The 11618-nt window shown below is 36.6% G+C and carries 12 protein-coding genes; all 12 read left to right on the top strand.

Translation table 11 applies throughout. The features are described from left to right. Window positions 1-272 precede the first annotated feature (272 nt). The 12 genes from SPD48_RS18925 (at window position 273) to SPD48_RS18980 (ending at window position 11612) form a co-directional block, all read left to right on the top strand. The gene (locus tag SPD48_RS18925) at window positions 273-2516 is read left to right on the top strand and encodes a S8 family serine peptidase (protein ID WP_336259707.1); all 2244 of its coding nucleotides are present in this window, start codon (window positions 273-275) and stop codon (window positions 2514-2516) included. Between the two features lie 537 nt (window positions 2517-3053). After that, the gene (locus tag SPD48_RS18930; RefSeq protein ID WP_336259708.1) at window positions 3054-3413 is read left to right on the top strand and encodes an ATP synthase subunit I; all 360 of its coding nucleotides are present in this window, start codon (window positions 3054-3056) and stop codon (window positions 3411-3413) included. Window positions 3414-3435: 22 nt separating this feature from the next. After that, on the top strand, window positions 3436-4158 hold the full coding sequence (atpB, locus tag SPD48_RS18935) for a F0F1 ATP synthase subunit A (protein WP_336259709.1): 723 nt from the start codon (window positions 3436-3438) through the stop codon (window positions 4156-4158). A 92-nt stretch (window positions 4159-4250) separates the two neighbouring features. Beyond that, window positions 4251-4463, top strand: coding sequence for a F0F1 ATP synthase subunit C (gene atpE / locus SPD48_RS18940; RefSeq protein ID WP_110397176.1), 213 nt, complete (start codon window positions 4251-4253; stop codon window positions 4461-4463). A gap of 117 nt (window positions 4464-4580) precedes the next feature. Continuing rightward, complete coding sequence (gene atpF, locus SPD48_RS18945) at window positions 4581-5045, top strand: F0F1 ATP synthase subunit B (protein ID WP_336259752.1); 465 nt, start codon at window positions 4581-4583, stop codon at window positions 5043-5045. Then, complete coding sequence (locus SPD48_RS18950; protein WP_336259710.1) at window positions 5042-5587, top strand: F0F1 ATP synthase subunit delta; 546 nt, start codon at window positions 5042-5044, stop codon at window positions 5585-5587. Before atpF ends, SPD48_RS18950 begins: the two co-directional genes overlap by 4 nt. A gap of 18 nt (window positions 5588-5605) precedes the next feature. Continuing rightward, on the top strand, window positions 5606-7123 hold the full coding sequence (gene atpA, locus SPD48_RS18955) for a F0F1 ATP synthase subunit alpha (RefSeq protein WP_336259711.1): 1518 nt from the start codon (window positions 5606-5608) through the stop codon (window positions 7121-7123). Between the two features lie 107 nt (window positions 7124-7230). Continuing rightward, complete coding sequence (gene atpG / locus SPD48_RS18960) at window positions 7231-8088, top strand: ATP synthase F1 subunit gamma (protein WP_336259712.1); 858 nt, start codon at window positions 7231-7233, stop codon at window positions 8086-8088. A 38-nt stretch (window positions 8089-8126) separates the two neighbouring features. Continuing rightward, complete coding sequence (atpD, locus tag SPD48_RS18965; protein WP_336259713.1) at window positions 8127-9536, top strand: F0F1 ATP synthase subunit beta; 1410 nt, start codon at window positions 8127-8129, stop codon at window positions 9534-9536. 213 nt (window positions 9537-9749) lie between these two features. After that, window positions 9750-10148 carry a F0F1 ATP synthase subunit epsilon gene (locus SPD48_RS18970; RefSeq protein ID WP_336259714.1) on the top strand — a complete coding sequence of 133 codons (399 nt, stop codon included), beginning with the start codon at window positions 9750-9752 and terminating at the stop codon, window positions 10146-10148. Between the two features lie 421 nt (window positions 10149-10569). Continuing rightward, entirely contained in the window at window positions 10570-10818 is a 249-nt protein-coding gene (locus SPD48_RS18975; RefSeq protein WP_336259715.1) for a DUF1146 family protein, read from the top strand. 83 nt (window positions 10819-10901) lie between these two features. Beyond that, window positions 10902-11612: a YwmB family TATA-box binding protein gene (locus SPD48_RS18980; RefSeq protein ID WP_336259716.1), complete on the top strand. Its 711-nt coding sequence runs from the start codon at window positions 10902-10904 to the stop codon at window positions 11610-11612. Window positions 11613-11618 lie beyond the last annotated feature (6 nt).

Raw genomic sequence — 11618 nt, forward strand, 5'->3', positions numbered from 1 at the left:
AGTCGTTTTCTAGTATGCAAAGGGGTAGTCGATTGATGAGAGTCGTTTTCCTTTATGCAAAAGTAGGAAACGATTAACGCGTATTGTATTTCTGTAGAGGTAATACATTTATTATTCGAAGTTAATGCGCAATTTATATGAAAAAATAGCTAAGCCTCTCGGGAAGATTATGCCCTGAGAGGCTTTCATATGGAGGTTTCCGTTTCGTACAAATAAAAAATGAATAGCCTTCCTTTTTTGGTAAAAACTACACCAAGAAAGGAAGCGGTCGCATGTTTCTAGCATTTATTTTGACTTTTTTTAGCAGTTTCTTATACCAATTCGAAACTCTTCCTGCGATGACACCTATCGATATAACAATCGATGTGAACGATAAAAAGTATGCAGCGCCATCAAAAAAAGATGATGTTTCATTAATCATTGAAGTAGAAGGAAATCCTGAACGACATAAGAAATATATAGAGATATATTATCCGTCTGTTGAGGTTGTTGCCGTCTATGATACATTATTTTACGGTCTTGCTTTAAAAGGTCATCCCGATCGAATGGGACAAATTGTTAACCTCGAATTTGTTAAAGGAATTCATCCGGTTCAGATGTATATGACATTAACCACGCAATCCTATTCGTTGTTTAATCAACCTTCTGATTTTATAAAAGAGAATATTTTTATTCCATACAAGTTGAATAACACGGAATATACGGGAAAAGGAATAAAAATTGGGGTTGTGGATACAGGCATCGATTTTAATCATCCAGACTTACGGATGAATTATCGAGGCGGGTTTGATTTGGTTGATTTGGACGACGAACCGATGGAAACGACTGAAGACGAAGGAATGCCGACATCCCATGGAACACATGTAGCTGGGATAGCTGCAGCTAACGGGAATGTAAAAGGGGTCGCTCCTGATGCGAGTATTTATGCTTATCGAGCGTTAGGTCCTGGTGGATTTGGAACATCGATACAAGTAATTGCGGCGATGGAAGCAGCGGTGAAAGACGGTATGGATGTTATAAATTTATCATTAGGAAATACAATTAATGGGCCAGATTATCCAACAAGTAAAGCAGTAAATGAGGCAGTTAATCAAGGGGTAGCAGTTGTAGTCGCTAATGGAAATGCTGGTCCGACAGACTGGACAGTTGGTGCACCAGCCACCGCATCTGGTGCACTATCGGTAGGGGCATATCAACCAACAGGGCTAGTGCCATATTTAGTTGATCCTGCTAGTAAAAAAGAAATAAAATTATCACCCTTAACTTTTTCAAAGCCATGGACGTTAACGAGGGATTATGAATTGTCTCTCGCTCCAAGAAACAAAGATACAAGAGGAAAAATCCGTTTAATCAGACAGCAAGATAGCCCTGTTGTGGAAGAGGTAATACGAGCCCAAGAAAATGGGGCAGCAGCTGCAATTATCTATGATATCAAACCAAAAGACCAAGAATGGATAGTTGGATTAAAAGAAGCTTCACCTTCAATCCCAATTGCTATCATCTCTACTAAAGATGGCAGATGGATAGAAAAACAATTGAATAAAGAAGCGATATATTTTAAAAACATACAGAAAAAAACAGAAAGCACGATAGCAAACTTTAGCTCTCGTGGTCCAGTTACCGTAAATTGGATGCTTAAACCTGATGTTATCGCCCCTGGTGTCAATATTTTAAGTACAGTCCCGGGTGGATATGATATTTTAAACGGCACTAGTATGGCAGCGCCACATGTAGCAGGAGCAATCGCCGTCATAAAAGAAGCTCAACCTTCTTGGTCGAATGAGCAGATAATCGGTGCTTTAAAAACGACAGCAAGAAAAATTAAGGATGAAAAGAATAATGTCGTTGATCCGATTATACAAGGAGCGGGATTAATTGATATAAATGAAGCAATTAATACAGATGTAATTATTACTAATCCGTCCCTGTCGTTTGGAAAATATGGCTATCATATCGATGAAAGAAAACTAAATCTCGAAATTGAGAATAGATCAGATAAAGAACAACAATTTACATTTGATATTCCTAAAAAGGAAAAAGGTCTATCATGGAAACTTCCCCAAAACTTTACCATAAAGGCAGGAGAGAAAAAGGAAGTACCTATTGAACTAAAAATAAATTCATTACAATTAAAAAATGGGACGCATCAAGGGTTTCTGCAAATGAATCAAGGTACTAAGAAATATTCTTTGCCTTACTTATTTATTAGTGAAACAGCTGATAATCCAAAAATAATGGGATTTGTTTTTCAATTGAATGAAATGAACAAAGATACATACGCATATCAAATGTATGTTTCAGAGCCTGTACGATCAGTACAAATCAAACTCTATGATCCAAATTCATTAATGTTTGAAGGAACTCTTATAAAATGGACAGACTTGCAAGTAGGAATGAATGAAGGAGAAATTAGAAGAAGGGATATAAAGCAAAGGGGAAATTTTTATGGATTAATCGTTGTACAATTGGAAAACGGAGAGATTGTTAATTATGAAACAATTATTAGATTAGAATGAAGGTTTATCTAAATGAGCATGGGACAAAACTAAATAGTAGATAAAAAAACACGAAAAATATTTCTGTAGCGACTATTATAAACGTAAACATTCGTGTTTCAATAACTCTTACTAGCTTTTGTCCTAACCTCGCCTTCGATGATACGACACTCTAAGCCGGCATGTATAAAATAGAAGAAAAAACATTAAAATTCCCATTAGATAGGTAGTGAAAGATTCCGAAATGTCTAGACTTAAAATAAAAGAAAATCCATCAAAAAATGTTCATAAATTTGTCATGAATAATAGAAAGTAAAGAACATAGGCAACTCACCTGCAAATTAAACAGTTAAAGGTTCATTTTCCGCATTAAGTCAGATATAATGTGAATTGACATTATACATGCGCTATTGTAAAATTCTACGTGTGGAATGAAAACTATAATAAACGCATTGTGTGCATTTTACCTTTTATGTGAATAATTTTACATAAAAATACCGATTCCACACTTGTTTGTATGTCTATATAATGTTTAGATCTGGCGAAAGTGAGTACATTATGTCAAATTATCGTACGATGGCTATCAGACAAAGAAAATGGATGCTTATTCTACTCGCTCTATTCACTATTGGAGCAGGCATATTACCGAACAAGCATTTTTTTCTTGCGTTAGTATTGGGGACAGGAATCAGCTTTTATAATCTGTGGCTCCTACAAAGAAAGACGAATCTATTAGGAGAAGCGGCAGAAAGAGACGGTTCCCGAAAAGGGATTGGTACGATATCAAGGCTAGCTTCGGCAGCACTTGGTGTGTTAATCGCACTCCGTTATGATTTGAGCATCACAGGCTTTATTATTGGACTAATGACAGCTTATCCAGTCATTATGATAGATTTTATTTGGTTCAATAGGAAATAATCATTGAAAGAGGGGTGAGACAATGGAGCATGGAGCACCAATCATTGAAAATGTATTCGGTATTCCTTGGCTATCTGTAAACTTGTCAAACGTGTTGATGATTATTGTAACATCAGCGATCGTGTTTATACTATCTGTACTAGGTGCAAGAAAGTTACAAATGAAGCCAACTGGTGCACAAAACGTCATGGAATGGATCCTTGACTTTGTCAAAGGAATTATCAACGATACAATGGATTGGAAAACTGGAAAGACATTTTTACCATTAGCAATCACATTATTTACATTTATATTAGTAGGAAACTTACTAGGTGTTATCACGACGTTTGTTTACAACGGGGAAGTATGGTGGAAATCACCAACTGCCGATCCGGGTATAACATTAACACTATCTTCACTCGTTATTATTCTATCTCATTATTATGGAATAAAACTTCGAGGAACAAAGCATTATTTCAAAAGTTATTTCACTCCAGTGTGGTTCTTATTCCCAATTAAAATTATTGAGGAATTTGCGAACACATTAACACTAGGTTTACGTTTATTCGGTAACTTATTTGCTGGAGAAGTATTACTTGGGTTACTAGTTGCTTTAACCACATCAGGTTTCTTAGGATTCATCGGTGGAGCAATTCCATATTTAGCATGGTCAGGATTTAGTGTGTTTATCGGAGGAATCCAAGCATTTATATTTACGATGCTATCCATGGTGTATATTGCACACAAAGTAAATGAAGAGCATTAAAAAATAAAACATTAATTAACCAGCTTTATAAAACAAACATAAAACTGGAAATTATAAAATATTATATACATTTTTGAGGAGGATTTTATATTATGGGAGCTTTAGCAGCGGCAATTGCAGTAGGTTTAGGTGCATTAGGAGCAGGTATTGGTAACGGTCTTATTGTTAGTAAAACAGTTGAAGGTGTTGCACGTCAGCCAGAATTAAGAGGTCAGTTACAAACAATTATGTTCATCGGTATTGGTTTAGTTGAGGCACTTCCTATTATTGGAGTAGTTATTGCTTTAATGGTAATGGGTAGATAATAATTTTTCATGTTTAGGCGAAGCGGCAATAGTTAAACTTCGCCATCGTTTATGTCTAAATAACGTATTTCCGTGAAAGGAGTGAATTGTGTGCTAGGTGGATTTCATTTATTAGATATGTTAGTCATGCTTTTATTCTTTATTCTGCTTATTTACTTGGTGAGCAAATTTGCTTGGGGTCCAGTAATGGATATGATGCAAAAGCGTGAAGAATATGTAGCCAATGAAATAGAGGCGGCTGAAAAGAGCCGTGCGGAAGCTGAAAAAGCATCCAAAGAAGCTGTTGAACAATTACAGCAAACGAGACAAGAAGCACAACAAATTATTGAAGACGCGAGAAACGCGGGAGTTAAACAAGAACAAGATATTGTTGCTTCTGCGAAGAAAGAGGCAGATCGAATTAAAGAGGCAGCTCAAGAAGAAATTCAAAATGAGAAAGACAAAGCTATTCAAGCGCTTCAGGATCAGGTCGCTTCTCTATCCGTCTTAATTGCAAGTAAGGTAATTGAAAAAGAAATTAGCGCACAAGATCAAGATAAACTGATCGAAGAATATATTAAACAGGTAGGAGAAGAGCAATGAGTGAAGCAGTAGTTGCGAAACGATATGCAGATGCTCTTTTTCAACTTTCAAGTGAGAAAAATAGTGTAGATAAATTGGTAGCCGAATTACCTGTCGTAAAAGAAGTATTTCAAAACGACAAAAAAATTGGAGATTTTTTAAATCATCCACGTATAAGCAATGATGAAAAGATGAAATTAATTGATGAAGCATTTAAACAATGTGATAGAGATGTCATCAACATGTTAAAAATCTTAGTTGAACGCCATCGTATTAATGCTTTATCAGAAGTTGTTGATGCATTTATTGAACAGTATAACGAAGCAAATGGAATTGCAGACGCAACTGTTTATTCAGTTCGAGCCTTATCAGAAGAAGAGCAAGCAAAAGTTGAATCTTCATTAAAAGCAGAACTTAATAAAAAAAGCGTATCAATTAATAATATTGTAGATCCATCCTTACTCGGTGGGCTACGAATTAGAATCGGAAATACGATTTATGATGGATCGATTAGCGGAAAACTCAATCGTATTAAACATCAAATCGCATCTAGTACTATTTAAGGATAGGGGTGACATGGTATGAGCATTACTGCTGAGGAAATCAGTACGCTGATTAAACAGCAAATTCAAAATTTCGATTCAGAAATTGAGATCTCGGACGTCGGTACAGTTATCGAAGTGGGTGACGGAATTGCACGTGCCCATGGATTAGATAATGTTATGGCAGGAGAACTTGTTGAATTTTCAAATGGTGTCGTAGGTATGGCACAAAACTTAGAAGAAAGTAATGTCGGGATCGTTATCTTAGGTCCATATACAGAAATTAAAGAAGGCGATGAAGTTCGTCGTACAGGACGAATCATGCAAGTACCAGTTGGAGAGGAATTAATCGGACGTGTGGTGAACCCACTTGGGCAACCAATCGATGGAAAAGGTCCAATGGAAACAACTAAAACTCGTCCAATCGAATCAGAGGCACCAGGTGTAATGGCGCGTAAATCGGTTCATGAGCCACTTCAAACTGGAATAAAAGCGATCGACGCCCTTGTACCGATCGGAAGAGGACAGCGTGAGCTAATTATTGGAGACCGTCAAACAGGGAAAACGACTGTAGCGGTTGATACGATTTTAAACCAAGCAGATCAAGATATGATTTGTATCTATGTAGCGATTGGTCAAAAAGAATCTACTGTTCGTGGAACGGTTGAAACATTCCGTCGTTACGGCGCGTTAGATTACACGATCGTTGTTTCTGCTGGTGCATCAGATCCAGCACCACTTCTTTACTTAGCTCCATATGCAGGAGTATCAATGGGTGAAGAATTCATGTATAACGGAAAGCACGTGCTAGTTGTTTATGATGATTTATCTAAACAAGCAGCTGCATATCGTGAACTTTCACTATTATTACGTCGTCCACCAGGTCGTGAAGCATTCCCAGGGGATGTCTTCTACCTACACTCACGTCTCTTAGAGCGTGCAGCAAAATTAAATGACGATTTAGGCGGCGGTTCATTAACTGCACTTCCATTTGTTGAAACACAAGCAGGCGATATTTCAGCATACATTCCAACAAACGTTATTTCGATCACAGACGGTCAAATCTTCTTACAGAGTGATTTATTCTTCTCTGGAGTACGTCCGGCTATTAACGCAGGATTGTCTGTATCCCGTGTTGGTGGAGATGCGCAAATTAAAGCAATGAAAAAAGTTGCAGGTACATTACGTCTTGACCTTGCAGCATTCCGTGAACTAGAAGCATTTGCTCAATTTGGATCAGACCTTGATAAAGCAACACAAGCCCGACTAAATCGTGGTCAACGTACTGTTGAAGTGTTAAAACAAGGATTACACAAACCTTTAGTTGTTGAAAAACAAGTAATGATTCTTTATGCATTAACACAAGGATTATTAGATGATATTGCAGTGGATGATATCGTTCGCTTTGAAGAAGAATTCCACGTATGGTCCGAAACAAATGCAAAAGATGTTCTTGATACAATTCGTGAAACAGGGCAACTTGCAGATGAAGAAGCAATGAAAAATGCAATTGAATCCTTTAAGAAAACTTTTTTACCTTCAGAAAAAAACGCATAATGTAATACTTATGTGAAGGTATCAGATATATTTTAAAATTATCTTTGAAACAGAATTTTATGCGGGATGTAACCCTACACTTCTGTTTTAGAAGGGTGGTGAAAAGCTTGGCATCACTAAGAGATATTCAAGACAGAATAAACTCAACCAGTAAAACTAAACAAATTACAAAAGCGATGGAAATGGTGTCTGCTTCAAAACTAAGTAGAGCTGAAGAAAACGCAAAACGTTATTCGTCATACAGTAATAAGATTCAGGAAGTTATTGCAAATATTGCTAGTAACACTACAGACGTTACACATCCGATGTTAGAACGTCGAGAAGTGAAGAAAACTGGATATATTATTGTCACTGCAGATAGCGGTCTTGCAGGTGCTTATAACAGTAACGTGCTCAGAAAGCTTAATCAAACAGTTGAAGAGAGACACAGTTCTACTGATGAATATACGGTGATCGCAATTGGACGTATGGGTGTTGATTTTTGTAATAAACGTAATATGCCTGTAGCAGATACGGTAATCGGATTACAAGATCAACCAAAATATGCAGAAATAAAAGAGATTGCTTCAAACGCTGTCCAAATGTTTGAAAACGAGGAAATTGATGAGTTAATTATTATTTATAATGAATTTGTCAGTGCTATTTCACAAGTCGTTCAGATGGAAACGCTCGTACCGATTTCAAATATTGACAGTGTCAAAGCGACAAGTACGTATGAATATGAACCAGATGAAGAGCAAATTTTAAAAGTTCTTCTGCCTCAGTATGCAGAAAGCTTAATTTACGGTGCACTCCTTGAAGCAAAAGCAAGTGAGCATGCTGCAAGAATGACAGCGATGAAGAGTGCCACAGATAACGCAGATGAGCTTATTGATGAATTAACTCTTTCGTTTAACCGTGCTCGCCAAGCTGCTATTACACAAGAAATCACCGAGATTGTTGGTGGAGCAGCAGCACTTGAATAAATGAAAGTATTTTATAAGGAAGTTAGGAGGGAAATCGATTGAGTAAAGGGTATGTTACACAAGTAATGGGACCAGTTGTTGACGTTAAATTTGAAGACGGACAACTTCCAGAAATTTATCATGCATTACATGTTCAAATAGAAGCAACTGAGCAAAATGAAGCTAGAACACTCGCATTAGAAGTAGCATTACACTTAGGTGATAACTCTGTTCGTACGATTGCGATGTCTTCAACTGACGGAGTACAACGAGGTGTGCGTGTTACAAGTACGGGTGGACCGATTTCTGTTCCTGTCGGTAGTGATACGTTAGGACGTGTGTTTAACGTATTAGGTGAACCTATTGATTTAGGAGAAGATCTTCCAGCAGATACGAAGCTTGATCCAATCCACCGTGATTCACCAAAATTTGAAAACTTATCAACAGAAACAGAAATCTTAGAAACAGGTATTAAAGTTGTTGACTTACTTGCTCCTTATATCAAAGGTGGAAAAATCGGTTTATTTGGTGGTGCAGGAGTAGGTAAAACAGTTCTAATCCAGGAGCTTATTAACAATATCGCTCAAGAGCATGGTGGTATTTCCGTTTTCGCCGGTGTTGGAGAGCGTACGCGTGAAGGTAATGACCTTTACTATGAAATGAAAGATTCTGGAGTTATCGAACGTACAGCAATGGTATTCGGTCAAATGAACGAACCACCTGGTGCGAGAATGCGTGTTGCACTTACAGGTCTTACAATGGCTGAATATTTCCGTGATGAACAGGGACAAGACGTGTTACTTTTCATCGACAATATTTTCCGTTTTACGCAAGCAGGTTCGGAAGTTTCCGCTCTACTTGGTCGTATGCCATCAGCGGTTGGTTATCAGCCAACACTTGCAACGGAAATGGGACAACTGCAAGAACGTATTACATCTACAGATAAAGGATCTGTTACATCGATTCAAGCGATTTATGTACCTGCGGATGACTATACAGACCCGGCGCCAGCTACAACATTCGCTCACTTAGATGCAACGACAAACCTTGATCGTAAGCTTTCTGAGCAAGGTATCTATCCAGCGGTTGATCCACTTGCATCAACTTCACGTGCACTTGACCCTGAAATCGTTGGAGAAGAGCATTATGAAGTTGCTACAGCAGTTCAGCGTACATTACAGCGTTACCGTGAATTACAAGACATTATTGCAATTCTAGGTATGGATGAATTAAATGATGAAGATAAACTAACTGTTTCACGTGCACGTCGCGTACAGTTCTTCTTATCTCAAAACTTCCACGTTGCTGAACAATTTACTGGACAGCCAGGATCTTATGTACCTGTTCAAGAAACAGTAAAAGGATTTAAAGAGATTCTTGAAGGTAAATATGATGACCTTCCTGAAGATGCATTTCGTCTTGTAGGTCGTATTGAAGAAGTAGTCGAGAAAGCAAAAGAAATGGCTTAATATAGAGACATTGTACGTATGATAGGGTTCTTTAATGTAAGTACCCTATCATCTTATCGTACAGTAGTTGGGCTAGTTATTTAAGTGCTACTAAGGGCTTTCGCCGTAAACTTTTTACAATGTGCAATATCGCCTATGTCATGCCGTATAGGCTTGCTAATCGGCGTACTTTCTTTAGCGAAAAGCCAAGTTTTCTAAGGAGGTGTTTCAACTTTGAAAACACTAACAGTAAGTGTAGTTACACCAGATGGGCCAGTTTTAGATGGTGAATATGAAATGCTCAGCTGTAAAGCTGAAAATGGCGAGCTTGGGATATTACCGGGTCATATACCGCTTGTGGCTCCACTTACGATAAATGCTGTTAGATTAAAACATGAAAACACAGAAGATTTAGTCGCAGTAAATGGTGGATTTTTAGAAGTGAGACCTGATAAAGTAACCATTTTAGCCCAATCAGCTGAAAAAGCATCTGACATTGATGTCGAACGTGCGGAAAGAGCAAAAGACCGTGCAGCTAAATTACTCGAATCAAATAATCAAGATATCGACGTAATGAGGGCAAAACTAGCGCTCAATCGAGCAATAAATCGAATTAATGTAGCAAAAAAATAAGTATAAAACCTCATTACACTGGATGAGGTTTTTTTGTTTCTACGAATATATTTTGATAAAATAGAAATTCACTGATCTGTTTTGCTAAGGATGTAAGCTGAAACGGTTTTTATAGTACGATAAGTTCAGTTTCCATTAATACGACATTTCTTAATCGTGCTATTATTACATACTTACAAAGTTGCAGTATGTAAAAATTTGTTCGTAAAAACAATTGAGACGACAATATTTCAAATGATCTGTTATATAGAAGGCAATATTCGCTATTACCCGGGAAATATGTATAAATATATTCAGATTCGACGATATTTATTTCTCTATGTCATAAAAACAAATATAAACACCAATATGATGGGATATTAAACGACAGGATAATCATTCAGTCCTTAGATAGTCAGATTGTTTATCAGAGAACGATATATTGGAAGTTGGTGATAAAATGATTTCGATCGGATACTTTTCAATAATAGGAATGCTCTCTCATATTATTTTTATTTATATTACATGGACAGCAATGCAGGGGATTAATGTGGAAGCTTTTGTTCGTGCAAATAAAGTAACTGAAGCAAGAATTATCCTAGTATTTGTTTCTATCGTTATAGGAACTGGTGTAAGTCGGTTTGTATTAGATATTATACAATGGTCTCAGGATCTAATCTATTTATTCTAAACGTCCTGTTGATTTGTGTAAGAATTTGTATCGTTTAAATAAAATTCCTCTTGTACATACTTCTAATGACGGGGGGATTTTTTATGAAAAAAATTATTTTTATAGTAAGTATTTCATTTCTATTAAACCACACACAATTTAATCATCTACAATATAATGAATTATCTCTACTAGCTGAAGCTGGCCAGAATGAAGGCTGGGATTTAAAAGAGTGGCAAGCTGTAGCTTTTTTAGAGTTGACTCCACAAGAATATGACAATTTATCGAATAAACTACAAAATAGTTATTTAGTCACTATGGAAGAAAACGAAAATGCGGTAAAATATATATTTGAGACGAATGAGCGAGATGAGTTGATAACTCACTCTTTTTATACAGTAATCCCTACAAAGGGAGAACAGAATATCACTGTCCAAGCGATCTTTTTTGGTGAAGAATGGGATGATATGATCAGTGATTATTACGATTCATTGATCAAAGCATTACAGAAAGATTATAATATAAAATTTTCCAAAATTTTCACTTGTTTAAAGTTCGAAGTAAGTGGTATAATTAACAATGGGTTTTCTATTGACGAATTTTGGCAAAAAATGAACGTTGTACATAGAAAAGAACAGTATGATAATGTTCAACAATCGATCTATGAGAAGGAAGTTTACGGCTATTCACCGTTGTGGAGTAATACTATAACTGTAGATAATGAGCCAATTAATTTCCATATGACTATAAAAAACGATGAAGCAAATAAAAAACAAGTAATTGTAGGAACGCCTATGATATTAAATGAATATTAATATACT

It is taken from the genome of Pseudogracilibacillus sp. SE30717A, from assembly GCF_037071985.1.
Classification (GTDB): Bacteria; Bacillota; Bacilli; order Bacillales; family Amphibacillaceae; genus Pseudogracilibacillus.

Coding starts and splice junctions, on each gene's coding strand:
- SPD48_RS18980 (WP_336259716.1), top strand. CDS start 10,902: ATGAAAAAAATTATTTTTATAGTAAGTATTTCATTTCTATTAAACCAC.
- atpA (WP_336259711.1), top strand. CDS start 5,606: ATGAGCATTACTGCTGAGGAAATCAGTACGCTGATTAAACAGCAAATT.
- SPD48_RS18930 (WP_336259708.1), top strand. CDS start 3,054: ATGTCAAATTATCGTACGATGGCTATCAGACAAAGAAAATGGATGCTT.
- atpE (WP_110397176.1), top strand. CDS start 4,251: ATGGGAGCTTTAGCAGCGGCAATTGCAGTAGGTTTAGGTGCATTAGGA.
- atpF (WP_336259752.1), top strand. CDS start 4,581: ATGTTAGTCATGCTTTTATTCTTTATTCTGCTTATTTACTTGGTGAGC.
- SPD48_RS18950 (WP_336259710.1), top strand. CDS start 5,042: ATGAGTGAAGCAGTAGTTGCGAAACGATATGCAGATGCTCTTTTTCAA.
- SPD48_RS18925 (WP_336259707.1), top strand. CDS start 273: ATGTTTCTAGCATTTATTTTGACTTTTTTTAGCAGTTTCTTATACCAA.
- atpB (WP_336259709.1), top strand. CDS start 3,436: ATGGAGCATGGAGCACCAATCATTGAAAATGTATTCGGTATTCCTTGG.